27 protein-coding genes are annotated in these 26970 nt (G+C 44.5%); all 27 read left to right on the forward strand.

Annotated elements, in window-relative coordinates; translation table 11 throughout:
- Positions 1-64 precede the first annotated feature (64 nt).
- The 27 genes from QP860_RS07500 (at position 65) to QP860_RS07630 (ending at position 26957) form a co-directional block, all read left to right on the forward strand.
- Positions 65-511: a DUF722 domain-containing protein gene (locus QP860_RS07500; protein ID WP_013439752.1), complete on the forward strand. Its 447-nt coding sequence runs from the start codon at positions 65-67 to the stop codon at positions 509-511.
- A 223-nt stretch (positions 512-734) separates the two neighbouring features.
- On the forward strand, positions 735-914 hold the full coding sequence (locus tag QP860_RS07505) for a hypothetical protein (RefSeq protein ID WP_041811843.1): 180 nt from the start codon (positions 735-737) through the stop codon (positions 912-914).
- A gap of 177 nt (positions 915-1091) precedes the next feature.
- On the forward strand, positions 1092-2141 hold the full coding sequence (locus QP860_RS07510) for a DNA cytosine methyltransferase (protein WP_013439751.1): 1050 nt from the start codon (positions 1092-1094) through the stop codon (positions 2139-2141).
- A 281-nt stretch (positions 2142-2422) separates the two neighbouring features.
- On the forward strand, positions 2423-2599 hold the full coding sequence (locus tag QP860_RS07515; RefSeq protein ID WP_013439750.1) for a hypothetical protein: 177 nt from the start codon (positions 2423-2425) through the stop codon (positions 2597-2599).
- Positions 2600-2662: 63 nt separating this feature from the next.
- On the forward strand, positions 2663-3166 hold the full coding sequence (locus QP860_RS07520; protein WP_013439749.1) for a hypothetical protein: 504 nt from the start codon (positions 2663-2665) through the stop codon (positions 3164-3166).
- A 1574-nt stretch (positions 3167-4740) separates the two neighbouring features.
- Positions 4741-4977: a hypothetical protein gene (locus QP860_RS07525; RefSeq protein WP_372743845.1), complete on the forward strand. Its 237-nt coding sequence runs from the start codon at positions 4741-4743 to the stop codon at positions 4975-4977.
- 193 nt (positions 4978-5170) lie between these two features.
- Positions 5171-5899 carry an ArdC family protein gene (locus tag QP860_RS07530; RefSeq protein WP_013439746.1) on the forward strand — a complete coding sequence of 243 codons (729 nt, stop codon included), beginning with the start codon at positions 5171-5173 and terminating at the stop codon, positions 5897-5899.
- Between the two features lie 12 nt (positions 5900-5911).
- Positions 5912-6298: a hypothetical protein gene (locus tag QP860_RS07535; RefSeq protein WP_013439745.1), complete on the forward strand. Its 387-nt coding sequence runs from the start codon at positions 5912-5914 to the stop codon at positions 6296-6298.
- Positions 6299-6400: 102 nt separating this feature from the next.
- Complete coding sequence (locus QP860_RS07540; RefSeq protein ID WP_284912474.1) at positions 6401-6952, forward strand: hypothetical protein; 552 nt, start codon at positions 6401-6403, stop codon at positions 6950-6952.
- Positions 6953-7058: 106 nt separating this feature from the next.
- The gene (locus tag QP860_RS07545; RefSeq protein ID WP_013439743.1) at positions 7059-7466 is read left to right on the forward strand and encodes a hypothetical protein; all 408 of its coding nucleotides are present in this window, start codon (positions 7059-7061) and stop codon (positions 7464-7466) included.
- A 1415-nt stretch (positions 7467-8881) separates the two neighbouring features.
- Positions 8882-10381, forward strand: coding sequence for an accessory Sec system glycosyltransferase GtfA (gene gtfA, locus QP860_RS07550; RefSeq protein ID WP_013439742.1), 1500 nt, complete (start codon positions 8882-8884; stop codon positions 10379-10381).
- Positions 10374-11723, forward strand: a complete 1350-nt coding sequence (gene gtfB / locus QP860_RS07555) for an accessory Sec system glycosylation chaperone GtfB (RefSeq protein WP_013439741.1) — start codon at positions 10374-10376, stop codon at positions 11721-11723. The genes gtfA and gtfB overlap by 8 nt, the downstream gene beginning before the upstream one ends.
- 102 nt (positions 11724-11825) lie before the next feature.
- A complete protein-coding gene (locus QP860_RS07560; RefSeq protein WP_013439740.1) occupies positions 11826-12332 on the forward strand; it encodes a phage terminase small subunit P27 family in 507 nt (168 codons plus the stop codon).
- Positions 12310-12708 carry an HNH endonuclease gene (locus QP860_RS07565; protein WP_041811839.1) on the forward strand — a complete coding sequence of 133 codons (399 nt, stop codon included), beginning with the start codon at positions 12310-12312 and terminating at the stop codon, positions 12706-12708. Before QP860_RS07560 ends, QP860_RS07565 begins: the two co-directional genes overlap by 23 nt.
- 11 nt (positions 12709-12719) lie before the next feature.
- Positions 12720-13190: a terminase large subunit domain-containing protein gene (locus QP860_RS07570; RefSeq protein ID WP_231537955.1), complete on the forward strand. Its 471-nt coding sequence runs from the start codon at positions 12720-12722 to the stop codon at positions 13188-13190.
- Between the two features lie 205 nt (positions 13191-13395).
- A complete protein-coding gene (locus QP860_RS07575) occupies positions 13396-14736 on the forward strand; it encodes a terminase large subunit (protein WP_041811837.1) in 1341 nt (446 codons plus the stop codon).
- 22 nt (positions 14737-14758) lie between these two features.
- Positions 14759-16042 carry a phage portal protein gene (locus QP860_RS07580; protein WP_013439738.1) on the forward strand — a complete coding sequence of 428 codons (1284 nt, stop codon included), beginning with the start codon at positions 14759-14761 and terminating at the stop codon, positions 16040-16042.
- A complete protein-coding gene (locus QP860_RS07585) occupies positions 16029-16763 on the forward strand; it encodes a head maturation protease, ClpP-related (protein WP_013439737.1) in 735 nt (244 codons plus the stop codon). Before QP860_RS07580 ends, QP860_RS07585 begins: the two co-directional genes overlap by 14 nt.
- Positions 16764-16779: 16 nt before the next feature.
- Positions 16780-17946: a phage major capsid protein gene (locus QP860_RS07590; protein ID WP_013439736.1), complete on the forward strand. Its 1167-nt coding sequence runs from the start codon at positions 16780-16782 to the stop codon at positions 17944-17946.
- Between the two features lie 128 nt (positions 17947-18074).
- On the forward strand, positions 18075-18155 hold the full coding sequence (locus tag QP860_RS10555) for a hypothetical protein (RefSeq protein WP_231543918.1): 81 nt from the start codon (positions 18075-18077) through the stop codon (positions 18153-18155).
- 14 nt (positions 18156-18169) lie between these two features.
- Entirely contained in the window at positions 18170-18529 is a 360-nt protein-coding gene (locus QP860_RS07600; protein WP_013439735.1) for a head-tail connector protein, read from the forward strand.
- Positions 18519-18872 carry a phage head closure protein gene (locus QP860_RS07605; protein ID WP_041811834.1) on the forward strand — a complete coding sequence of 118 codons (354 nt, stop codon included), beginning with the start codon at positions 18519-18521 and terminating at the stop codon, positions 18870-18872. Before QP860_RS07600 ends, QP860_RS07605 begins: the two co-directional genes overlap by 11 nt.
- Positions 18865-19464, forward strand: coding sequence for a hypothetical protein (locus QP860_RS07610; RefSeq protein WP_013439733.1), 600 nt, complete (start codon positions 18865-18867; stop codon positions 19462-19464). Before QP860_RS07605 ends, QP860_RS07610 begins: the two co-directional genes overlap by 8 nt.
- Complete coding sequence (locus QP860_RS07615) at positions 19454-19843, forward strand: hypothetical protein (protein ID WP_041811832.1); 390 nt, start codon at positions 19454-19456, stop codon at positions 19841-19843. Before QP860_RS07610 ends, QP860_RS07615 begins: the two co-directional genes overlap by 11 nt.
- A 14-nt stretch (positions 19844-19857) precedes the next feature.
- Complete coding sequence (locus tag QP860_RS07620; protein WP_013439732.1) at positions 19858-20502, forward strand: major tail protein; 645 nt, start codon at positions 19858-19860, stop codon at positions 20500-20502.
- A gap of 122 nt (positions 20503-20624) precedes the next feature.
- A complete protein-coding gene (locus tag QP860_RS07625; protein ID WP_013439731.1) occupies positions 20625-21068 on the forward strand; it encodes a hypothetical protein in 444 nt (147 codons plus the stop codon).
- A gap of 195 nt (positions 21069-21263) precedes the next feature.
- Positions 21264-26957 (forward strand): phage tail tape measure protein, encoded by a 5694-nt coding sequence (locus tag QP860_RS07630; protein ID WP_284912480.1) that lies wholly within the window; start codon positions 21264-21266, stop codon positions 26955-26957.
- The last annotated feature ends 13 nt before the right edge of the window (positions 26958-26970 follow it).

Raw genomic sequence — 26970 nt, forward strand, 5'->3', positions numbered from 1 at the left:
CTTCGGATATGTAGTCAAAAAACAAAAATTGCCTACATTACACACGTTTTTTGCAGCAGGTGAAATGGTGTCTATTAGTAAACGTGAACGGAATGCTAAACGCTATATTGAATCTTTGCTTGAAGACTATCCACACTATGACGAATACGTAGAGCAACGGAGATTTGAACTCCAGCACCCATATGTAGAGCCGGACGACAATGTGGGTGGGGGTCGATCTAGCAGCAGTACACCTTATCAAGAACGATGGATTGTAACGCTTGATGAAGACAAGCGGCTGAACGCATTAAGACAAGAGCACATGGCAATCCGGACTTGTTTTGAAGAGGCACCAGAAGAAGTACAGACAATCTGTAAAGAACTGTATTTCAAACCGTCAAGACTGAGAAATGCACACACCATTTCTGACTTAGTAATGCAAGGAAAAGTCCTTGTAAGCCGTGCAGACGGCTATAGGAAATGGAACGAATTTATTTTTGATGTAGCTAAAGAGCTACATTTGCCAATCTAGTAATTAATATGTCATTTGACGAGTTATTGTGGGTCACTGCATTTTGGAAATTCAGACTCACATGACTTCGGCTATAGTGTGGGTGGAACTGCACTATAGTCTTAAACCCTTGCATAGCGCTCTACTGCGGAGTAGGGATGCTATACTCAAGCGATGACGATCAACTGATCCGAGCGGGTTATTATAGCCGGTATAGCCGGCTTTTTCATTTGTGGAGGTATTTATGCCAATTATTTTTTGGGTAGGGCTATTAGCTGGACTGTTTAGCCCTGCATTGTCTTTAGTTGCAGTGGCTATCTTGCCAAGACATGGCGTTGAAATTGCTACAGCCACACTGATTTTAGGCGAATTTGTTGGTTGGCCACTGGTCATTATTGGGGTCCTGGTCAGATGGCTTGGATAATTTTATGTTAATGCTTCCGGAACTTAGCGTAGTCCGGAATGCAATTGCCTTGCTATGGATTATCATTATGGCCTATGAACTGACTATGCTTGACCAGGACAGTCGGCAAAACGAAAGAAAGCATATAGTTAAAATAGCTATATTGTTTGCATTAGTGATAGGGACATTATTTATCTAATGAAATTTATTGATTTATTTGCTGGGATAGGTGGCTTCCACACTGGCCTAGAAAAAGCTGGGCACACCTGTGTGGGCTGGGTAGAGTGGGATAAGTTTGCTCGACAGAGTTACCAAGCTATCTATGACACAGACGGATTATATACAGCAACAGACATTCAAGATGTTAAAGGAGTTGATCTACCAGATGCAGACTTGTGGACATTCGGAAGCCCTTGCACAGACATTTCACTTGCTGGACGAAAAGAAGGACTTAAAGGTAAGCACAGCAGTATGTTCTTTGAAATTGTCCGATGCCTTGAAGAAAGAGTACAAGCTCAAAAGGAGCTCCCTGCCTTTTTGCTCATGGAAAACGTTAAAGCACTGTTATCAAGCAATGGAGGATGGGACTTTGCCCGGGTGCTCATTGAAATGGACAAAGTCGGGTATGATTGTGAATGGAAAGTTTATAACACTGCCGACTACCTCCCACAAAATAGAGAGCGAGTGTATATTGTCGGACATCTTAGAAAAAAAAATACAGCCCAAATATTTTCTAGGCCAGGACAAAGTTCAGCAGCTGATCGACAATCTCAGAGAAAAATAAACGTAGTAGGAAACGTAAAGAAACCGACTCAGACTAGCCGGGGCGATCGGTATGTAGTGCTGGGCGATGGACTAGCACCTACACTACTGGCAACCAACTATAAAGATCCACTAAAAATACTAATCCGCAAGCGTACTCATAAGATTGTCCAGATTGGCAATACAAGCACGTCAAAAAGCTATGGTGGTAATCCTACTGTGGGCAGAACATATAGCCCAGGTGGAATTGCACCTACCTTAAATACTGGCGGTGGCGGCAGTCGGATACCGCAGATTGTTACCGATAATCTAGCGATTAGAAAACTTACACCAAGGGAATGCTGGCGGCTCCAGGGCTTTTCTGACGATCAGTTCGATAGAGCAAAGGATGCTGGGCTGAGTGATACGCAACTATACAAGCAAGCTGGGAATGCAGTTAGTGTTCCAGTAGTTTACGATATAGGAAAGAGGTTGCACTTTGCTTGAAGGCTTAATCGTAATGTTTCTTGGGCTACTTATAGTAGCAATAGGCGACAGCGTTAGCATTAGTCGACATTTTAAAGCGGCTGACTTTATTATTACTGTAGGTGTAATCATTGTCATTATAGGCTTAATGGCTTTAGGATTTGGCATATATGCTAAATGGTATGCTTGAATTTAAAAGTGGAAGCCTTTAAACCTTTTTGTTTTCTTCCTATATTGCCACGTGGAGACGTTGACTTGCTACCTTGCCAAGTGTACTATAAGATAAAAAAGGAGGGCAACACATGGCAATTACCGAAGCAAGAAAAAGAGCCAACCAGAAATGGAATGAAGCTCATAAAGAAGAAATGCGTTACCTGCAATATCGATCAAAGGCTAGAAAGTTCATTAGCGATCTAGCCAATGATGACGACCTCAGAGACCTGGTAAAACGTATCAAGGAAAAGCAAGAAAAAAAGTAGAACTTTTCCTTGCAATGTACTTGTCAAGGTGTATAATAGAGAGCGTAAAGGAGGAAAACTAAAATGTTATACAACGTAAAGGTAAACCACGAAGATTTAGGTGAATTTGAATCAGCTGAAAAGCTTTGGCAAGCAATTAGCGAGGCTGACCTAGCAGCTGGTGATCTGGCCGCCTGGGAAGACATTGACGACAGCTCAGTGCCAGCCCTTTTGAAGGAAGCTAAGGACCAGGGCTTCATCGATGACTATGATCTGGAAGAAGTTCCGGACCGTGAACCACTAGAAGATTACCTGGAGGACGCTTTGGAATATCCAGAACAAGCAGGTGTAAAGCTGGAAGACGTGCTGGCTGGCGCTAGAGAATACGCTGGATTGAAGATTACTGACGATCAAATCAAGGAATATGTTCGCCAATACAATGAAGGCGCAGATAGCCACACTGGACTGTATGATGAAATTATGGACCAAGTTGTACGTGCTATTGAAAGTGTGGACTACGATAAGCTGGTTCGCTGGACAGACTGGGTAGGCGGTGACGATACTGCTGCTAACTTGTTAAGTAAATAATCGATAGCTCCCCAAAAAAGCTTGGGGGGCTATTTTTTTATGCTTTAAAAAAGCTTAGGGGGTGTTTTTTCTGAGTTCAAAAAAAGCCTGGGGGGTGATTTTTGGGAGGCAAAAATTGACTGGGGGGTGTTTTTTTCTAGGACTGAATTTTGACTGGGGGCGTTTTTTGGCAGCCGATTGTTGACTGGGGGTGATTAATGGTAGTGAAGTTAGACTGGGGAGTGTGATAATTAATATACTGGGGAAGGTGACACACGATCTATCCATGCAGCCGAAACACAGTGATTGCCCGTCAGACAGCCATAATACGGCATGTGAGGCGTTTTAAGCAAGCCTGTGGTAGGGGTTTACCTATGGTCTATACTGAAACGGCTTAAAATTGATTCTGTGGCGTGCTGAGCGGCTATATCCACACGGAAATACATAACACAAAAAAGACAGTCAGCGGTTGAGGAAAGAATGCTGACTGCCTTTATATACTGTATGAATGTTTGCTCTCTCTTTAGTGCACTTGGGGAGAACATGTCGCTGAAATATTGGATGGAAAGCCGTGCTAGCTTGCGGCTTTCGCTATATACTCTATCACAAGAGGGATGATCTGGCAAATAAAAAAAGCACCCACTGTTTGGTGTCAGTGAGTGCTAGACAGACAACCCTAACACTAGCCCAGCCTATGTAACACCAAAGCTCCATAGGATTTCTCGTCCCGTGAACTAGCTGAATCATCTGTCTGCAAGCCGCTAAACGGCACGTAGCAAGAGCAACTGGCTGATAGGATCCAGTGCCCTTTATATAAAATACCGTTCCTAGTCCGCCACATGAAGGCGTGGGGCAATCAGCATACCATACGATCATACAAAGCGTGAACGGCTTGTATATCTAGTATACCATAGCCAATCATAAACTGACAATCAGCCGACCAACCAATCGAACGATCTGTCGGTCAGCTGGCCAACTGGCTGCGAAAAAATAAAAAATAAAAAATCACCCCAGTTGTACAGCAAATCCTCCTAAGGCGAAAATAAAAAAGGTGAAAATCGGTCAGACGTAGAGCTATAATTATATTCTAAGCGTTCATTAATCTTATTCTAAGGATTTTTTAATTTAATTTTATTATATACAAATCTAAAAATGTATAGTTTACCTTTTTGACGCCCCGGCTGCCGGGCTATATAAGGAAGAAAACAGAAAATTTTGCGTTTCTTCCTTATATATGTATTTTTGGCCAGGTACTTTTTTAGTGGATCTGCTAGCAGTGGGCGCTTTATATGATCACGGGGGGCAGCTTCTTTGGATCCACGCGGCCGGGTTTTTGATCTGCTACTTTTTAGCAGCCCTTTTAGTGGGCTTGCCTTTGGATCTTGCCAGCTTACGGGCCGGCCTTTTTTTGATCCTGCTACTTTTTGCCGGCTGTTTTTCCCTACTTCCTTTTTACCATGCTTTTTAGGATCACTAACAAGCCAGGTGGGCCGGGGCTTGATGTAGCGCCAAAAACTTTTTTAAAAAAAGTCTTGCCAGGGGGGTTGCATTACCAGTGGTTAGATGCTAGTATTAAGTATCCTATAAAAAAGGAGGTGAAGCCCTTGACCGACAAGGAAGCCGAAAAGGCGAAAAGGGCCGCGTATATGAGAAGCTACCGGGCGCGCTTAAAAGCTGATCCCAAAAAGGCGGCAAAAGAGCTACATAGTCGTAAGTACAGTTCAGTAAAAAGCTATATTCGGCTACACGCCAGCATCAAAGAGCTAGGCGAAATTCGGGAACTAGCAGCCGCAAGACATAAAGCTTTACTAGCCGCCAAAAAGAAAAAATAAAAAGTTAGCTTTTACGCTTGCATTACCGGTGGTAATGAGTATAATTAGGATTGTAAGCAAGAAAAAGCTCACGGGGGCAATTGGAACCTGGCCCCGTGAGCTTCAAGAAATTATTACAGACCTAAAAAGGGCTGTACTTATATAGTACAGTAAAGCCCCTTTTAGGTCAATAGCCTAGGAGGGGCTTTTTAAAATGACTAAAAGCATTAAAATCGACTTCACCAAATTGGAAAAGGCTTTAAGCCTAAGTGAAAAATGGTTTGACCTTGGCGGCGGCCTTTACGCTTCCAAAGTAGGCAAGGAAGCAAGCAAGGCGCTTTTTACAAGTAAAAGAGCCGCCGGCCGTGATTATATCGTGGTTGACACGAAAAGCCGGGCTATCACCGCTAAAGACACTTTAGCAGATTTAACCGGGTTCAAAAAGGTAGAAAAAGCCGTAATCTTGGCCGCTAGCAGCTACGAAAGCACTATAAAAGCAGAGCAACCGGGAAAAGAAAAGGTAGCAAAGGCCGCTAAGAAGCCAGCTAAGCAAGCAAGCAAGCCAGTACAGCCGGCCGGCCTTCAGTTTGGGCCGGGCTTGGTAAGTGATAAAGAAGGTAAGATAACCATTGCTAGCTTGCTTCACGCGGGCAAGGTGTACGCTAGTCGTACCGTACCGGCTGAATTTTCAGCCCGGTTTAAGAAGTACAGCGCTGATAATCAGCTACTACTTTACTTGCAAGGCGGGCCAGGTTGCAACCAGGTTGCAACCTACCGCGGTTGGCTGAAGCAAGGCCGCCAGGTAACCAAGGGGCAGCACGGGCTTAAAATCCTTGCCCCGAAAATGGTTATAAAAGAAGATGGAACGAAAGCAATTGACGGCTTGCGCCTGGTTACACTTTTTAGCGTTGATCAAACCGAACTGGCAAGCCAGGAAGCATAGGAGGATAGAAAAGTGTTACGTACTATTAGTAAAGACTTTAGAGCAAACTTATACGCCTTCTTCCTTGAGAACTGGCAAGGGGACGAACCGACCCCGGCCAGCGCTGAAGAAGCTTTAAAGGCTGAAGGGGAAATGTTCGAAAGCGAATACGGTTGGCGAATTGAGCAAGTAGGCCGCCAAAAGGCCTTTAAAGAATATAAAGACGCCTTAGCCGGGGCTATCTTCCCGGCCTGGCTGTTGGGGCCGTGTGTAGCACTTGACACGCTGGCCGACCTAGAAGAAGCCAATCCCGCCGAAAAGAAGGCACTGGCTAAAAAATACACTGAAGAAGAAGCCGAACGAGAATTAACTTGGCTTCTATACCGGGAAATGGAAAGAGGTGCCCGCTATGACGCTTAATGAAATTGCGGCCGGGGCTTTATGTAATGGAATTGATGACTAAAAGGAGATAATATTATGACTAAATTTAAAAGCTATGTAACGCGTGAAATTGGTAACTTTTTGTGGGACGGGTTCACGGACCCGGCCAGCGTAGGGGTTAACCTTTTTAACCTCCTTGACGGCGCGGCCCTTGTAGGTGTCGACTTGACCGACGAGCAGAAAAATAGCGTACTCGCCCACGTCAACGAGATTGACGGTTGGACTTCAACCGACGAAGAAGTCCGGGACCTGATTGCGGCCGCTACTGATTGCATGGACTATAAAAAAATGTATGCTTGGTTAGCTTTCGTTGTGGGTGATACCACGGCGGCCGGTTTGGTCAAGGGGTGGGAAGAAGAAGCACAAGAAATTCTAGACCGTTTCGACCGCTTAAATGATTGCCACACAATGACTGTTGGGGAATGGTTAGCGTACTATCAAGAAGAAGCAGCAGAGACAACCGACCCCGAAGAACGGGACGCGATCAGGGCAGCCGCTTCCCTACTAGACGGGGAGGACCCGGAAGCTTTGGCGGTCTGCTATGTAGCAACTGATCCGGTAGACTTTGTTATCTTGCCTTACGGCGCAACCACAGCAGCAGAAAAACAGTTATGTCGTAATTTGAGTTTATAAGGAGGCTAAATCGTGATTGATTTAATTCTGATTGTGCTGTTTTCTGTGATTGGCTTTATTGCCGGCCGCTATCCTGGTTATCTTTACAAGTAGGAGGAATTATATTATGTTTGATATTATTGCTGGTATTTTTAACTTCATTAAGAATTTATTTTGGGTAGCTAGCAGGAAGCCGGGTTCATCCTGGCTGCTTGGTAACGTTCGACCGATTGACGCAAAGGCGGCTATCATTCTTCTTATTCTTTTAGGGGCCGTCATTGGCGGCGGCGTGGTCTGGTATGTAGCACGGCGGCGGCGGGCCGCTGCTATTCTTCAAACTTTAGCGGCCGGCTATAGCAGCTTTTCCTTTTGGCTAAAGGACGGCGGCGCGCTTTACATTGACGGCGTAAAGGGCCGGTACGTTTCGACTGAAGACTTTAGCACTGAACCGACTTCGCCGGCGTTTGACTTGCGGCTTACTACTAAGCAAGCTAAAAAGCTACTCGACCGCGCCGGGTTTGAGTGTTTTGACTGATTTGATTTAATTGCAAGCCTTGACCCTTGACGGGTTAAGGTTTTTTTTATTGCAGTAATTTGTGAATAATTCACATGATACTGCATTCCTGAGCCTAGCCGCTATAACTAGACCGCTCTATTAGCCCGCTACACGGCCGCTAGTCGGTAGCTCTATATTCACCTACCATAGACCACACAAGCCCGCTTATATAGCATGCTAGACACGATAGAGAGCAAGGCCACTTACATGGTCTGTTATCTACCACGCTTGCCTGGTAGCTTACCCGGCCGCTACTACCACGACCACAGCACGACATGACACAGAGCAGCAGACCACACAACACAGCACGACCGACCACAGCACGGCAGCTGGGTATATAGTACCGGGCTTTTAAACCGGGGAAAAAATAGGCCGCTAAAAAAGCACGTTCCGAAGCGTGCTTTTTGTTTATGGTCTTATATTATATAACAGTTATTATCTTATTGTTATTTAAATAGGTAGAAAATACCTTTTATAATGTTTAGGTAGATTTTACCTTTAACCCTTTAGGTAAATTATACCTTTATACCCCCCTATAGGTAAAAAATACCTTTATCCTGCTGGGGGAGCGGGCGCCAGGGGGGATCACGCAATAAATTCGTTTTTGGTAAGTCTGCTATACACCCCGTTTTATATACAGGTAGCGCTTACCTCAGCGAACTTATTGCGTTCACCTTCATACTAGCACAATCCAGGCAAAACGCAAGACAGCCCAGGAAAACTTTTTCCAGGCTGCTGATTCTTGCGGTGTTAATTTTTAAATATTTATATTACACGTAGTATAACACAAGTCTAGCCAAAAATCTACCCGCTGCATAGACCTCCACACGGGAGGGGGAGGGTAATTGCTCAGATAGCCCTAGAATCAATTTTTAGCCCCGTACAGGCGCTTTAGATTTATTTTAAGACAATCAACCACACGATGACTTGAGCAACTCAGAGACACCTTAATTTTCGTTTTTGAAAAATCACCTGGCCTCAGCTGCATCCCGTGACAGGCGTGACAGATGCGTCACATGCCCCTCAGCCCTTGGGAGAGTAAGGCTCAAGCCACCTTAGTGTGACGCATTCTCTGTTTTTCTCTATACTTCTCTATATAGAAGAAGAAGAATTCTATATTATATATGAGATTTGGCCTGCAAGCGTCACATGAAATGGCTTACAACACTTATGGCTGTAAGTGTGACGCATCTGTCACACCACTTTTCTTTCAGTCACATTTTCATAGTTTTCAATGACTATTGGTATATACCAACCCCAATCAAAGTGTGGACTTCGGAGGGCCGGCCATTGAGAAAAAAATGAAACGAATGGGCCACTCAAAGGTGTTAATATAAAAAGTAAATCAAATGACGAAATTGTTTTCTTTCTTAAAAATGATCTAGGTGATTAGCATGACAGTTTATAGCATCAACAAGGGAATTGGCTGGGCCTCCAGTGGGGTTGAATATGCACAGGCCTACCGAAGCCAGGTCTTTCGTAAGTTGGGAGTAAAGGCCAAGTTCATTTTTACTGATTGGATTGGCTATGAAAACATTGCCCACTTAACCAGGAATCTGGGTTTTGAAGATAAGGAAATCATTTGGCTGTATACCTTTTTCACTGACTTTGAAATCCGGGCAGGCTGCTTTACTTTGGGCGACTTGGAAAAGGTTCTACCGCCAATTATAAAGCGTAAGCACTTAGGCAAGGCGGTTCGCTATATCTTTGCCAATGACTTTTGGGCTACGGCTTATTTGAAGGATTTGAAATCAAACATCGTTGACCGGGTTGAATATGTATCTGGGGTGAACCTAGTCAGAAAGGACTATTATAGCTATGGTCGTTACTGCAGCGAGTTTTACGCTCCAGAAAACAATCGAGCCAAGCTTTACCAGCGCCGCTTTTACAATGAAGACGGGACAACCGCTTATGATGAAATCATCGATGGTGACCAGGAAGTCTTCAAGTTCAAAGATGAAATTCTGTACTCTAAGCATGAGCTTTTAATCAAGATGCTGCAGGAACTTAATTTTTCCAAAGCAGACATCATCTTGATCGACCGGGCTGGAGACCAGGGCCAGGAAATTCTAGAAAACCGTGGTAAGGCCCAGGTGGGGACGGTCATTCACGCTGAGCACTTCAGTGAAGCTGAGACTAATGACACTACCATTCTTTGGAATAATTACTATGAGTATATGCTTGAGCATGATGACCAGATTGACTTTTATGTGACGGCAACTGACTGGCAGAAAAAGTTGATGGAAGAACAGTTCTTAAAGTATAAGGGTAAGAAGCCCCAGATTTATGTAATTCCAGTGGGCAGCTTAAAAGAATTGAAGAAACCAGATTTTGCCTCACGCAACCCTTTCAGTCTGGTGACGGCCTCACGCTTAGCCAGCGAGAAGCATTTGGACTGGGCAATTCGCGCTGTGGCTAAAGCTAAGAAATCCTTGCCGCAACTTAGTTTGGACATTTACGGAGAAGGTTCCGAACGAGCCATACTGGAAGATGTGATTAAGGAAGTTGGAGCTGTGGACTATGTTCACTTAAAGGGCCACCAGCAGATGGACAATATCTACCAGCACTACCAAGCCTATTTGTCCTGCTCGACCAGTGAAGGCTTTGGTCTCACCTTGATGGAAGCAGTGGGATCTGGCCTAGCTATGGTCGGGTTTGATGTCCGCTATGGAAACCAAACCTTTATCGCTGACAATGGCCTTCTTTTGCCATATGATCGATTAGCAACCGTGTCAGATTATGTCAACGAAATGTCCCAGGCGATTGTCAAACTTTTCTCATCAGACTTAGCTGCTATGTCAGAGAAGTCTTATGCAATAGCTGACAAGTATAATGAGAAGCAGGTTGCCAAGCTATGGAAAAAGGTTATAGAAAGTGAGCTGCACCGTGATTAATCTTTTCTTTGAATATAATCAAAAAAGCCAGGACCTGGAAAGGTCGCTGAAACTGGCCGGTTACCAGCATCCAAGTGTGGTGATTCAAGACAATGGTTTTTTGCCAGATGGTGTCGATTCACCACTTAGATATTTTCTAGGCGTGGCGGGGTCTGAATTTACAGGCCGTCCCCGCTATTTTAACGAAATTGACCTGCCGAAGTTCTGGGAAATTAAGGCAGACTCGCAAGGTGGTGAAGTCCTAGATCATGGACAAAAGCAGGCCAATATCCGCTACTGGAAAAACAACAACCTTCGGCAGGTTAGCCAGGTTGAATGGCTAGATAAGTCTGGACAGGTTCGGGTGATTGACCACTACAACCAATGGGGATGGAAGTATGCAGTAACCAGCTGCGACAAAAACGGTCGGCAGGCTATGACTAGCTATTTTGCTTCCAACGGCCAGGAAGTTTTGATTCGTAACCATTTGACTGGGGATTATACTTACAATATGCCGAATGGGAAAATTTATAACTTCAAAAACATTAATCAGCTAACGGCCTATTATCTGGAAGAAGCAGACTTTAACTTGGATGAAGTTATCTTTAATTCTCTTGGCAGCTGCCTTTTCACCTTGATTCAGTTGAAGAAGAAGCCGTCCCACAATATCCTTTTCTGGCAGGAAAGCAATCAAGGAAGCGTGCCGGAAAATATGCTGTATATTCTACAAGATAGTCTGCCAGGCAGCAGGGTGATTGTCCAAGACAGGGGCGAATATAATAGGATTACTGGGCAACTGAACGGTCAGATGGCTAAGAAGGTCAACTACCTGGGGATTGTTTACCCATTCAAGCAGGAAAACCAAGCCAGAAAGCGGGCCTTGATCTTAACTAATTCTGACCAGATTGAGTGCCTCAAGCAGCTGGTCGAAGGCTTGCCAGACTGGCACTTTGATATTGCCGCCGTGACGGAAATGTCCAGTCGACTGATGAGCTTTGGGCATTATGAAAATGTGGGCCTCTATCCGGTCGCCAGGAAAAAGGATGTCGTCCGCTTGCTGGAAGAAGATGATCTCTATTTGGATATCAACTATGCTAATGAAATTTTGCAGGCCGGACGGCAGGCCTTTGAAAATCGCCTTTTGATTTTGGCCTTCAAGGATACTTTGCATTCACCGGAGTATGTAGCAACAGAAAACATTTTGGCGGCTGGGGATGCAGTAGGGATGATTACCGCAATCAAAGAATTATCGGATTATAAAGAATATGCTCGCCTGCTTAGCTTGCAAGAAGACCATGCTGGGTCAGAAACGGCTGAGCATTTCCGGAAAGTTTTATCAAACGTTCGCATGAGACAAAATTGAGACAAACAAGGCAGACAAAGATGGTATATTTATAGTATAGAAAATTAACAGGACAGCTATAGCGGCTGTCCTTTTTAGTTTGCTTGAAGGGAGGGAAAAGGAATGGCACAGAGAATCCAGTCAAGCCTAGTAGCTTTGGTAAACGGCAATCCAAACCGCAAGACCAAGAAGGAATTGAAACAGAATATCAAGAATGAACGGCTGCTAGCTGTTGATGATGATAAGCTGTCTAAAGTTCCTACATGGTTAGATGCCTATGGCAAAAAAGTTTTCAAAGAAACTGTGGACACATTCAAGTCTACTACGCTATACAACAATGCTGATGTAACCACCATTGCCCGCTATGCTGACATGATGAGTGAGCTAAAGAAGTGTAATGACGAACTAAAAAAGTCTGGCCGATCAAATGAGAAGGGCGATCCTTCTGGTTTCCTTTCTCTAAAGATCAAACTAAACACGGAGCTTGACAAATTGGCAGATAAGCTAGGGCTTATGCCTACGTCAAGAACCAGCCTAGCCTTGAACCTAAAAGATGACCTTCAATCCAAGGCCAAAAGAGAAGCACTGGCGGAAGGTGATGATTTTGATGAGTTTGGACAAGAAGCCTAAAGTATGGAATGGCAAACAGGTCGCTAAAGAAGAAAAGAAGAGTGAACGGTTTGGAACTAACAACAATGAGTTCTACCGTTCAGCATCCTGGCGATCAATTAGGCAGCAGGTACTTCAAAGAGACATGCACCTATGTCAGATTTGCAAGGCTGAGGGGCGCTATACGTTAGGCGATACTGTCCACCACATTGAGCCACTCAGAAAAACTGGAGATGATTCATACAAGGCTTTCAGTATGGATAACTTAATCACAGTGTGTCGGCAGTGCCACAACCGCCTGCACCGTGAAAAGGGCATGAAGCTTCAAAAGAAAATTCGCTACATCAAGCCAGATGATAAGACAGAAGTCTTTAAGCCTAACGATGAAATTTGGTAGGAGGTGATAAGGTGAATTATGCTGAATCACCAGACAATCCACTGAACATGAACACAAGGGGAATTGAAGAGTGGGTCAAGAACTATAAGGAGCAGGAACGTGAAGCATTCCATATTGTTTCTAGCCCACTCCCAGCGCTCGCTACAGAGGCGTATGCACGAGATGTAGTCAATGGCGTACAAATAGCCTGCAAGGAAGTTAAACGGGCTTGTATGCGATTTTTGCGAGATCTGGAGCGAAGCAGAACTGACCCCAACTTCATGTGGAGGTTTGATGAGTCAAAGGCATGGCGGCCAATCAGATTCATTGAGCAGAAAGTAACGCCAAGTAAAGGGACTATTCGAAGATTAGTTCTCCAGCCTTGGCAGCACTTTGTAGTTGGTAATCTGTTTGGCTGGGTTCACAAGGAAACTGGTCTAAGAAGATTCAGAGAAGCGCTGATCTTCATGGGACGTAAGAACGGTAGAGTTTTGCCGTTGTAAAAGTGCGGTAAATCGGTGAAAACCTCAATGAGAAGACACCGAGATAACTAATCAGATTGCGAAAGGCTGGTTAGCATTGTAGAGCATAGAGGTTGAACAAATATAATACCTCCACGAGACCGCACCTGGGCTAACCCAGAAAATATATGCCGAACTAGTAGGCGACTACTAGAAGCCAGGATAAAAAGCCTGTGCGATAACACAAATGAAAACTACGCTTGAGTCCGGTCTGGCTGACTACATGGTTGGCTTTGACGGAGAAAACGGAGCGAACGTATACTTCCTTGCGAACTCACAAAAACAATCATCAATCCTTTTTCAAGAAGCTAAGAACATGATCGACAGCTCGCCATGGCTGTCAGACAGATTCAGAACGACACGTTCAGAAATTCGTTTCCCAGCAACCAATGGTTCAATCGTTGCCATGTCTGCTGAAAAGAAAGACAAAGACGGGGAAAATTTACATTTCGGCGTGTTCGATGAAATTCACGAGTATAGAGACTACTCCTTGATTAACGTTATGAAGCGGTCACGTGGGACACGTACCCAGCCCTTAATCGTTTATATCACGACTGCGGGCTATGTATTAGACGGGCCATTAGCTGACATGATAGATCAAGGTGAAGACTGTCTCAACAATTACGAAGATGACGTTGATGAGCGCACATTCTATTTCCTTTGCAGCCTCGATGACAAGAAGGAAATGGATGACCCTAGAATGTGGGTTAAGGCTAATCCAAATATTGGGCTGATGGACTTAGCTGGTATGCTCGGAGACTATAAGAAAGATAGACGCAGCCCTAAGGAAAAAGCGGACTGGATGACCAAGCAATTTAATCTGTTTGCAGAAACAGATGAGCTTAGCTTTATCTCCCCAGAAACGCTAAAGAAAAACACTCGCAGTATTGACCTGGACACACTTGAAGGCCGTCAGTGCGTGGGTGGTTTCGACTTATCAGAAACAGAAGACTTTACAGCTGCCTGTTTGGAATTTCCACTTGATGACGGTTCAGTATTTTTCCTTGAGCACTCTTGGGTTCCGCAACCTCGTTATGAACGAGACAATAATCAAGAACGTATGAGAGCTTGGGAAGAAGCCGGAGACCTAACCATAATCCCTAAAGATTTTGTAGACTATGAGTACGTACTGGATTGGTTCAAAGAGATGTCTGAGAAGTACGACATCTTGCAGATCAACTACGACCCAGCCAAGGCCCTTAGATTAAATAAAGCTTTGGAGTTGGAGGGGTTTGTCACCAACATTACCAGACAGGGGGCTATTACTTTGTCCGGACCAATGCAGAATCTTAACGAAATGTTTTTGGACGGCAAGGTTGTCTTTAATAACCAATCAATGTTTAAGTGGTACGTCAATAACGTTCGGCTTATAAAAGACCGCAACGATAACTGGCTGCCAAGCAAAACTAGCATGTCAAGAAAAATTGACGGTTTTGCCGCAGCTCTTGACGCACACACAACAGTAATCAATATGCTTATGGAGAAGGACGAAGAGTCCGACACAAGCATGTTTATCTCATTCCGCTAAACGGAGGAGGTGATTAAACCAGATGTCATTTATGAGTAAAGTTCGCCAATTCTTTGGCGTTTACGACCAAGCAAATCAGATTGTTCAGAATCCTATGCCACAGCCTTTAGACATGGCAGGCGTGAAATTGGAACAGGCTACATTTTCAAGAGAACGTATTCTTGAAAGCAACGAGTACATTTTTAGCATTGTCACTAGACTATCAAACGTGCTAGCCAGCTTGCCTTTGCATGAGTATCAAAACTATAAGCAAATGGACAATGAGTCTTTAGCTGATTTGCTTAAAACGTCACCAAATCCGAACATGACGGCTTTTGAATTTATTGTTCGTTTGGAAACAGACCGCAACGTAAGTGGCAACGGCTACGCGTGGATTCAAAGAAGCTTGAGCACAGGCGAGCCTATTGCCTTGTGGCCGCTTGACCCAAACACGGTATCTATTCTAAGAAACACGGACAACAACAGTTACTGGTATAGAGTAACTAGTGACGTTTACAATTTCACGATTCCAATCAGTGATGTAATTCATGTAAAGCATGTCGTACCAAGCAATAGTTGGTACGGCGTTTCACCTATCGATGTGCTTTCATCATCTCTGAAATTTCAAAGAAGCATCGAGAACTTTTCACAGAGTGAAATGGACAAGAAGGACAAGTTTGTTCTTCAATATGACCGTTCAATCTCTCCGGAGAAACGGCAAGCAATGGTCAACGACTTCCTGCGAATGGTTAAGGAAAATGGTGGTGCTGTAGTCCAGGAAGCAGGATGGAATATCGAACGATATGAATCTAAATTTGAGCCTGCCGACTTGAACAGCGTTGAGCAAATTAGCCGTATTCGAATTGCTACGGCCTTCAACGTGCCTATCTCATTCTTGAATGATGACCAAGCCAAGTCTACTACCAACGTTGAGCACGTTAACTCACAATTTGTGACCATGACCTTGATGCCCATCATCAGACAATACGAATCTCAATTTAACATGAAGCTCTTTACTCCAGGACAGCGAGCAAAGGGCTTTTACTTTAGTTTCAATGTCAACGGTCTGCTCCGTGGTGATACGGCTGCCAGAACGCAATACTACCAGACGCTTACTCGTAACGGTATCTTCAAGCCAAATGAAATCAGAGAGCTTGAAGGGCAAGCGCCTATCTCAGATGAAGCGGCAGACCGCTTGTACATCTCTAAGGACCTTTACCCGCTTGATAAGTACTACGATGCAATCCTTGATAATCAAATTCAAACGGATACCAGCGTAGCGGCACCTAAGCAGGAAGGAGGTGAAAACGCACATGAAACTTCCTAAATTTCTCGATTACAAAGCACTCAGCAACAGCGAAGTAGAAATCGACATTGAAGGTGAAATCACATCTTCCGTCTATAACGAAACACAAACATCAGCCAGTCAATTCAGAGACTTGCTCAAGCAGATTGGAGACGTCAAGACGATCAATCTTCACATCAACTCCCCAGGCGGGGACGTGTTTGAGGGCGTGGCTATCTACAACATGCTTAAACAAAGCAAGGCTGACATCAACGTTTACATTGACGGCCTGGCTGCATCAATTGCCAGCGTTATTGCAATGGCAGGCAACACAATCATTATGCCAGAAAATTCAATGCTCATGATTCACAACCCGTGGACCATTGCCCAAGGCAACTCTAAGGAATTGCGAAAGATTGCTGATGACATGGACAAGATGAGTGAATCGATCAAGACTTCATATCTGTCAAAATCTAATGACAAGTTGGATTTGGATACCTTGAACCAGCTCATGGATGAAGAGACCTGGCTGACGGCTAAGGAAGCAACTGAGTATGGTTTGGCTGATGAAGTACTTGAACCTGTAAAGATGGTAGCATGCTTGACCGAAGAACAGGCTAAGAGCTTTAAGCATGCTCCAGAAGCATTGGTTACTGTTCATCCATTAAAAGCGGAAAAAGCGCCAGATGAAAGTTGGCGTCAAAAGGTAAAACTGTTAGCCCAGGAATCGATGGAATACCTGGACGATAACTTATTGTATTAACAAGGAGAACTATTAAATGAATTCTTATGAACTGAACGCAAAGCGCATGGCTTTGAAGGACTCATTGTCAAAGGCTGAACACCACATCATCGACTTGGCAAGCGACCCAAACGCTGACAAGGAACAAATCGAAACTGCTCAAAAGCACCGTGACGATTTGAAGGCCAAGTTTGAAGCTATCAACGCTGCCTACAAGAAGACTGCATCTGAAGAAATTAAGGCGGCTACTCCAGTGAACAAGCCTAAGGCAGAAGTTGTTATGACTCCAGAACAAAAGAAGGAAACCATCGTGGCAGCATGGATTCGGAAGACCATGAAGCCAGAAGATGCAGCAGTCCTTGAAAAGTGGCACTCAATTAAGGACGAATTGAAGGATGATTCAGACGTTACTAAAGGTGCTGACGTTCTGCCGGTAAACGTGGCAAGCGATCTGGTTTATGAACCACTGGCTACTAACCCACTTCGTTCAATGGAAGAAGTTTCAACTGTAACCAACCTGGTATTGCCTACTATTGCGTTTGAAGTGGTTACTGACGCTGTTAAGGATGGCGACCCAGCTAAGGACGCCGCTGTAACTGGTGGCGAAATTGAATTTGGTCGCTTCAAGACTAAGGTACGTGCAGGTATCTCAGAAACCATTTTGAATGGCACTGACGCCAACTTGGTTGGATACGTAAACAACGCATTATCCTCAGCCTTGCAAGCACGTGAATTGAGTGCCGCATTGTCAACTTCCCCAGCAACTGGTGAAGAACACATGTCATTCTACAACGCTGTTAATGGTATTAAGACGGTTAATGGCACTGACATGTTTAAGGCTATTAATAAGGCCCTGGCAGACTTGGACGATGCTTACCAAGACAATGCACAAGTTTTGATGACTCGTGCAGACTACTTCGACATGCTGGATCAGTTGTCAAACAGCTCAGCTACTTTGTACGAAAAGCAACCAGAACAAATCTTTGGCGTTCCGGTTCACTTCACTTCAAAGGCAACTACTCCAATTGTAGGTGACTTCCACCAAGCCCGTCTGAACTATGATATTGCTACTCCAGTATTTGAACAATACAAGGACTACAAGACTGGCTTTAACTACTTCCAATTGACTGCATGGCTTGACCACAGAATTAAGTTGGCTAGTGCGTTCCGTCTTGCTAGCGTGGGTGCATCAGCGGGAAAATAGTTCCGGTTGATGGCGGTTCAACCGGTAATCCGTCTGCTGGCTCAACTAGTGAATCAACCGCTTCTGTCGGTTCTACTAGTTCAGCTGGCAATGATACTAAGCCAACTAGCTCAAATACTGTTGCAGATATCAAGGCTTACCTTGATGCTCACAACATCAGCTATGCTTCCAATTCGACTAAGGATCAACTTTTGGCTTTGGTCAAGTAAGGAGGTGACAGCCTGTGTCAATCAGTTCCCTAAAGACAACTGTTACTGACGAAGAACTGGCAAGCGTTCGTAATTTCTGCAAGCTTGATGAAGGTGTAGAAGATGAACTGCTGAAAGTTTGGCTGCTAGCCGCACGAAGAAAAGTCATGGGTTCTGTCGGTGAGCAAATCGATGATTTCTATGATGACAACCCGCTATTCCAGCAAGCAGTTTGGATTGAAGTCTTCGATCACTTCAATAACCGTACGACAGCATCTACGGCCTATCTGTCTTACAACAGAATTGGACGTGATGATATTAACGGCTTGAAAGATGACTATCGTTACGCACTCGAACAACAACAATTAAAGGAGAACACCAACGATGGCACGTAATGTGAATCCTTCCAGAATGCGGTTGAGATTGCAGTTTGGTAAATACACGTCCGGCACTAAACGCAATCCTAACACTGGGAAATATATTGAAGAGTTCAAACCAGACCTAACTGTGTGGGGTGCAGAATGGACAATCAGCCAGTCAAGACAATTGTCATTGGCGGGCAACGGAATCACCGATGCAGTAGAATTTGCCATTAGGCATAACCCTAAGGTCACGACAGATCAAAAGCTGAAGTGCAAGGATACGGTCTACGATATTTACAGTATTGCGTATGACGACACTGGCTCACCTAAGGACTTTGACATTCTGACTTGCAGAAAGGTTAATAAGCATGGGTAGCATTGAGTATTTTGGTCAGCCAGGCACTGGCATTCGCATGAAGGTCAGCGATCCAGGCAATATCGATAGAGTATTGGCATCCCTCCGCTCATCGTTTACTGGGCGGGAAGCTATCCGCATTAACACGGCAGGTGCTAATGCTTACAAGGCAGTGCTTAAAAAGAATTTTCTTGCACATGAGAGAGCTGACACTCCAGGTGGTCCTGTTACTTATCACAAGGATTCTAAAGGCATTCCTTATGACAACCAACACGACCGGGACAAAATGGCTGACACGTTGATTGTCGCTCACGAACGTGGGGAGACGGCAGTTGGCGTAGGTTTCTCTACGGAAGGGAAGCTTGGCTTTGTTGGCCGTTTCATTAATGACGGCTGGGATCCACGTAACCAATACGGTGGACCATTCCCACACGTTAACGGTGAGTTCTACTTTGAAAGGTCTGAAGTGGAAAGTCAAGAGGATGTCAAGAAAGCGATGACCGATAAGCTCAATAGAATCCTGGGCGAAATCAACACTCGTGGTGGTGTGGTATCAGATGACAATGGAGACTTAGTTCCATTCGATAGCGAAGGTGATAGCGATGGCGACTAAAGCCGCAGAACTGGCTATGCTTTTGCAGGACAACGTTGACAAATTTGAAGGACTTAGTGCTAATCATGTTCATGCTTTCATGATTCCGCAAGATGATACTAGTATAGATTCTCCCATTTTGGTTATCAACGAAGTCCCGATGAAGTCCAGGTCTTACGCTAACAATACTCCGCTTACTGAACTAGGCAGAATCCAGCTTACATATTATTGTCCGCCTACTTATGAAGGTGACATTGAAAGCCTCGCACGAAGTGTTGAGACCTTTTTGTTGTCCGAAGGCTACGCACTGTATTCCAGCGCAGGCTGGACAATGACACCAGACAGTCAGAACATTACTAATACTTACAAATTCAATTACGTAAAAGATTTATTAGATTAAGGAGAAAAAAATAGATGGCATCTCTTGGTTTACAAATGGTGTATCTCGCATTGCGTGATGTAAACACTGGTCAGATCAAGGTTGGCGCTGATGGCTTGAGTGCTTCCGGCGTGTTCGCAATTGATACGGACAAGTCCAAGGGTAACTTGGGTACGAAGCAAGCCAACATCACCAACCTTGCGGGGTCAAACACTAAGATCAACGGTAACGACCGTGTAGTAGATGTGTCCAGAGGTCAAGCAGCACCTTCAATTGCTATTGACGCAAATGCAATTAACCATGAAGTCAAGGAAAAGATTCTTGGCCACAAGAAGGTTAATGGTTATTGGGTGCCAAGTGACGACAACGTTGAAGTTGCGTGCATTGTAGTAACCCGTGACCCTGTAGACCGCAAGGAATTGTACATGGGCTTTGGCCGTGGTATCTGCACTGAATCAGCAATGGACGTACAAACCAACACGGATACTGCTGAAACTAGATCAGATGACCAGATTACCTTTGAAGCATTGTCATTTGATGGCTTCGAAGGTAAGCCGTATGTACGGGCTTATGCATCAGATAGCGACTTTGATAAGACGAAGTTCTTCAGCACAGTAATGCCTGGCCAAACTTTGTTTACTGGTACTACTTCAAGTTTCCCTGCACCAACTGGCAAATAATTTATAGCGGGCAAGACGTAAGTGCGTGACAAAGTCTTGCTCGCTTTTTTTATTTGTCGGGAACGGGTGGGCACTAAAACAAAACATTAATTAGTCATTGAAAGAAAGCGAGAAAAAAAGTTATGAAGCAAGTTTCATTCAAGATGGGTGATAAGGAATACCATATCTTAGATACTAACAACAACATGAAGTTAGCAAGTCAAGGCTTGAGAAAGATTCTTGACGCATACAACGAGTTGGAAGAAAAGTTCGATAAGTTAGACAAGTCTCCAACCATCCTTGACTATGAAGACGTTGGTAACCCTTTAATCATGGAAGGCGTAATTAAATTATTGGGCTTGTCCAAGGCTGATGTAAAGGAGCTGGAAAACATGTCATTTAGCGACATTCAGAAGTTTTACTCTGAAGTCTGCGATAAGTTCCTCAACATGCCTTTAGCGACTGGTGACTACCTGCGTGATGTCAACGAAGCTATGTTAAAGTCTCAACTCGCTGAAGATGGCGTAGACTTTGATGATGAAGAAGGCGAAGGTACTACCGACCCAAAACAAGAAGACGACAAGTAATCTGGGACTTGTATCAATTGGAACAAGACATTGATTATCTTGCGCAGCAAATGATGGTCAATTACCATATCTTACCAACTGATTTTTATAACAGTTCTTTCTCTGACTATATCGAAGCACAGAACGCACAGTCACGAGATAAGCGGCCTGGGCGTGTAAGTGATTTTCTTGAATCACTCTAGAAAGGACTAGGCTATGACACGAATTTCTGGTTATGAATTTGTTATTAACCTTGATGCACGTCAAGCGATAAATTCTATCAACACTTTCAATAACCGTGTGAAGGTTATGAAACGTGTTATGGAAGCTAACTTCAGCGAACTGTCTCGTTCAGTAGGTTCACTCAGTGCTTATGGACAAAGAATCCATGACTTGAGCAGGCAGGAAGAAGAAGCCATGTTAGAGGTTGACAAGCTAAGAGACAAGCTTGCCAATCAACGGGCTGAACAAGAGCGCCTGCGTAAAGAGTTTCAAAACGGCACAAAAGCCCAGGATCAATACAGAGCAGGTTCAGACAAACTGGACAGTCAAATTGCCAGCACCCAGCGGAGAATTGCCAATGTCTTAATCAGAATAGAAGCAATCAACAAGGATATGGAGGAATCACGCCAACATATTCTTAGATTGTCCACTGGGGTTGATGCTTTAAGAGAACACAACGTAGGCTTGCAAAAGTCTTATACTTCTCTTGAAGAATCACTGCGCAAGTCCGGTAATTTATACCGGGCCAATCGTACTCATGTTGAAGGTTTACAGCAAACTGTCAAAGGCTTGAGCAAACAAGTCAAGGCTGAATCAATGCTGCTGGACCAGAACAGGGAACACCATGCTGAACTTACTGAACAGTTCAAAAAGCAATCTGCCACGGTTGATAGATTAACTGCCAAGAAAGCAAAAAACGGTAAGCTGACTAAAGCTGAAAATGCTGAACTGACCGAAGCTAAAGGCAAGGTGCAAGGTCTCACTGAACGGATCGGGGCATCAAGTAAGGCTATTGGTGAACAGTCAGAGCAGCTGTATAAAACCACGCAAGCATTAAAAGATGCTAAGAAAGCCGCTAGTTCTTTCTCATCGACTAAGATTGGCAGTTTCTTTAGTGCCGCTGGTTCTAAGATGGATATCTTTAAGAACAATAGCGAGCATATGCGGAACTGGGCAAGCTCAGCTAAATCTACAGCTATGGTAGTAGGCGGCGCTCTGGCGAGTGTGGGCACTGGGGCTGGTGTCTTAATCAAGAAGGCATCTGAAGTTCAGAACAAATTCATCGAAGTACGAAACCTCATGGAGACGGCAGGCGAAGGCTCAGCTAAATCCATAAGGAATATGAACAAGATGATGTCACAAGCCGTGACGTTATCAACTAAGTATGGGATAAGCCAAAAAGAAATTGGCGAACAATACGAAGAATTAATTAAGCGTGGTTATTCTGGGACTGCCGCATTAGGTTCTATGAACTCCATGCTTAAAGCATCAAAGGCATCTGGTGACGAGTTCTCAGATGTCGTTAGAGTATCTTCAACTGTCTTGGACTCATTCAACTTACGTGCTGAAAATGCTGCCAAGATGGCAGCAAACTCCAAGCGAGTTAACAATGCAATTGCATCAGCCGCTGACAGAACAAGTACCAGCTTTAAAGATTTGGGTACTGGTCTTGCGTACGTGTCCGGTACTGCGCACAATGTTGGCTACTCAGTTGAAGAAACAGCGGCGGCCTTGGGCGAGCTCGCCAACCGTGGGCTCGATGGAACGAGGGCCGGTACTGGTTTGCGTAAGGTCCTTACTTCATTGACTGGCCCAACAAAATATGCCGCAAGCGCATTTAAGAGCATCGGACTGTCAACGAAAGACTTTACCGACCAAAAGGGCAACCTGCTCTCAATCGATGAAATCTTTAGGAAAATCAATTCACATCTTAGCGGCAAAAGTGGTACAGAGAAGGCTAAGTTCTACAAGACGGTCTTCGGTGCAACAGGTATGGAAGCCGCTCAAGACTTAGCTAAGACAGCTGGGGAAGTAGCCCACAATGACCAGAACATCACAACCTTGATTAAACATATTAGGGAAGATGAAACTGGGGACTACATTACCCGTTTGGCTAAGAAGAACATGCAGTCAACCAAGAACCAGATGGCTGTATTGAAAGAAACCTTGTGGGCTACTGGAATCATGATCGGCAAAGAACTGCTGCCGACCGTGAACAAGGTAGCAAGATCTCTGGGCAAGTGGACTGTCAGCAAGGAAGGCAAGCAAACCATTCATGATGTAGCTGATATGGTTAGTGGTTTGCTTACCGGGATCACAAAGCGATCTGGTTCAATCCTAAAATTCCTGGAAGGTGCTGTCACTGGGGTTAAGGACATTGGGAAGGTAACCAAAGTTATCTTTAGCCCAGTGGTTAAACTCTTTGACATGATGTCCGGCAAGAAAGGTGGCGGCGCTGAATGGATGGGCAGAATAGCCGGCTGGTTTATTGCTGGTGCAGGCGCCGTCAAATTATTTAACGCATTATTTGGTTGGACAATTGCTGGGTTCAGAGACTTTAGAGCGATGGCTAAGAACGGTTTGTTTGGTTCAAAGTTGACTACCGAACAAACTCAGCTCATGGGCGTTAACTCTGAACTGAAAACCACAAATGACTTGCTTAGTCAGATTCAACAAAAGCAGATTGACGTATTGAATTATGCTCAACAGGTGGCTGATGCTACGGCTTATAAGTCAGAGCACGGACCGCTTGGACAGAAATCCCCAGCTGGCGTAGAAGATGCTAACTCTGACCTGCCTATCATTAACTATGAAAAAGGCGGCAAGACTGCTGAAAAGGTCACTTATGGTGTTAAAAATGCGGGTAAGGAGACATCAGTTATTCCTTACGCCAGAGAAGAGGGTAGGGCAATTGCTGAAGAGGTTAGCGCAGGTGCGGCAGAATCTGGAGCAGTAAAGCAAGCTGGATCAAAACTTGCCCAAGAAATGGGCGCAGCTGTAGAGAAATCCGGTGGCTTAGCTAAAGGCGTTGAAGGTGCAGCCGAAGGCGTAGTTAAATCCCGGGGTCTGTGGGCTAAGGGCCTTGCAATAGGTGGCAAAATACTTGGCGGCTTGAACTATGCTTTTTTAGCATTCGACATGTCTAAGAGTATCATCGAGATGCTTACGTCATCATCTAAAAAAGTACGCCAAAGTAGCGCATGGAAGATAATGGGCATGTTAGTTGGCGGTGGCATCGGCGGATTCGTAGGTGGACCAACGGGGGCTGTAATCGGCGCAACCCTTGGCGAGGGCGCAGGCTGGGGTCTTAGCAAAATTGTTCCTAAATTTAACCAGAAGCAATCAAAGCAAACCAAGTTCAACCGGGCGGCAGGCATGGGTATCGGCACAATTGCTGGATTAGCATTAGGTGTTCCGTTTGGCCCGTTAGGCCCAGCTGTCGGCGCAGGCTTAGGTGCAATGCTTGGTAATGGTATCGGCGGGATGATTCCAACCAAGCAAACCAAGGCAAAGAGGAAGCACAGTATACTTGATGCTAGTCAAACTAAGGCGGCAGAAGGCCTGGCAAATACCATTAAAAAGCTGAGAACGAAAAACATTGAATTGAAGGTTGGCGTAAATAGCAATTCTATTAAGAAGACTGGTGCTGCTCTTGATAACATGTACAGGAGCATGCAGAAGTCTGCTGACAGGGCTTCAATTGCTCGCATGAAGAGCGAAAAGAAAGCCCTTGACTTTGCGTTAAAGAGCGGCCTTATCAATAAAAAGCAATACGGCAAGGCAATTCAAGATATTGAAAAGGCTGACACTAATCGCCAAAAGAATAATAAAAAAGTTACAGATAAATTAGTTCAGGATACCAAAACTGAAACTAGGGAACGGGCTAAAGCTTACGACCAATACTACAAGGAAGTAAAGAAAAAAGGCGTTAGCCAAGAGTTTGCTGAAAACAATCTTAAAAACAAGTTACGTGAAATCGATTCTAAGTATGCGGCAAGTAGAAAGAGAAACGAGAAATCCTTAACTGAAGCTCTTGAAAAAACTTGGAACACTAGCAACAATAAGCAGCTGTCCAAGATGAAGAGTATTGTCAGACAAAAAGGCAAGCTTTCTGAAAAGGAAGCAGGCCAGCTGATTAAGGACAGTGCTAAGACTGCCAATAATACTATCAAGAATGCTAACAAGCAACACGATAAGACGGTTCAATCGGCAAAGGATGAATATAAGGGCAGAGTTAGTGCTCTTAAACACCTTCGTGATGATAGTAAGACAATCAGTGAATCTCAGTACAAGGCACTCAAGCGTAAAGCTTTAGATGAAAAGAAAGCTAAGATTGATGCGGCTGATGCAGCCAGAAGAGGCGTGGTAAAGCAAGCCAAGGATCAACATGACAAGACTATTGAATATGCTGAAAAGCAAAGCAAGGGAGTAAGCAAGCACATTGTCAGTCAAGGTAACAACAGCATTGATTCTTACAACGCACAAGCTGTAAACGCAACTGGTGTAACGAAATCAATCCTGGATGCTTGGAACGCAGTCCTTAAATTCTTTGGTCAAAAGCCAATACCAATCGCCAAGACTACACCTAAGAAATCGCCACATATTTCAGCCAACAGTTACGCAACTGGTGGGGTGGCTCGCAATGGCTTAGCCCTTGTGGGTGAAGCAGGTCCCGAACTGGTCTACACTCCATACGCTGACAACGTAAGAGTCGTCGGTGTAGGTGGTGCTGAATTTACACACCTTAAAGCTGGTGAACAAGTCTTAAATGCTAGGGACACTAAGCGCTTGATGGGCGGTAGCTATTCTGGCGTCTTGCCAGGTTATGCTAAGGGAACTTCTGCATTGAGTAGTTGGTTAAACAATATCAAGAAAGCTAGTGACAAGGTACTCAAGAAGATTCCTAAGTCAATTAAGAACATGTTGAAGTCTCCAGTGGAATGGGTTAACAAACTATTCAGCACTAAGTGGGATGCACCTAAGACGGCTTATCCATTTGCAAAGATCAATGAAATGGTTAAGCTGAAAGACATGTTCAAGAAGAATACCACTAACTTCATCAAGGGCATTTTCAAGAAAGCATACAAGGCATTAATTGACGCAGAGGAAGGTGCGTTCACCAAGGGGTCACTTTCCGGTTCACAAGCCCAGCGGGCAAGACAACTTGCTAAGATCATGAGGAGCGTCTACCCCGCCGCAACCAAGGCTGGTATAGCTGCAATTATCGGTAACTGGGTATTTGAATCCGGACTTAATTCAGCAGCTGTCAACCCTAGCGGTGGCGCTAGTGGTTTAGGGCAATGGTTAGGTGGACGTAAAGCAAACCTTGTTGCTTACGCCAAGAAACACGGCACAAGCTGGACAAATGCAGGAACGCAGGTATCATTTGCCTTGAATGCAGAAGGTTCAGACAGTGCTATCTTCAAGCGTATTTTGGGCGGTCACGGTTCAGTTGCTAGTCTTGCCAATGCGTTCTCAAGTCAATGGGAGCGTGGTGGCTACAACCAACAACACGTTGATGGCGCATTACGGGTAGCTAAAGCGTTAGGTTATGCTAACGGCGGCCTGGTAACTAGAGAGCAATTAGCTCATGTGGCTGAGGATAATAACCCAGAAATGATTATTCCACTGTCACCACTCAAGCGGCCACGTGCTACGCAATTGACTCAGCAAGTGGTTGATAAGTTCAACGCTGAATCTAGTCGAGGTGTTCAGCACGTAAACACGAATGTTGAAGATAAGCTTGATATTTTGATTAACCAATTTACAACAGTGCTTGGTCAGCTCAAGCAAGTAATCAAAAATCAAGATAATCCAGTCCCTGCAATCATGGGCACTGCTCAAGCTTACTCAGCATTAAATAAATACAAGAAAAATCAAGAGCTAAAAACTAAAATGCTCTACTAACAATTAATAAGCG

The sequence above is a fragment of the Aerococcus sp. UMB1112A genome, from assembly GCF_030230715.1.
In the GTDB taxonomy this organism is placed as follows: domain Bacteria; phylum Bacillota; class Bacilli; order Lactobacillales; family Aerococcaceae; genus Aerococcus.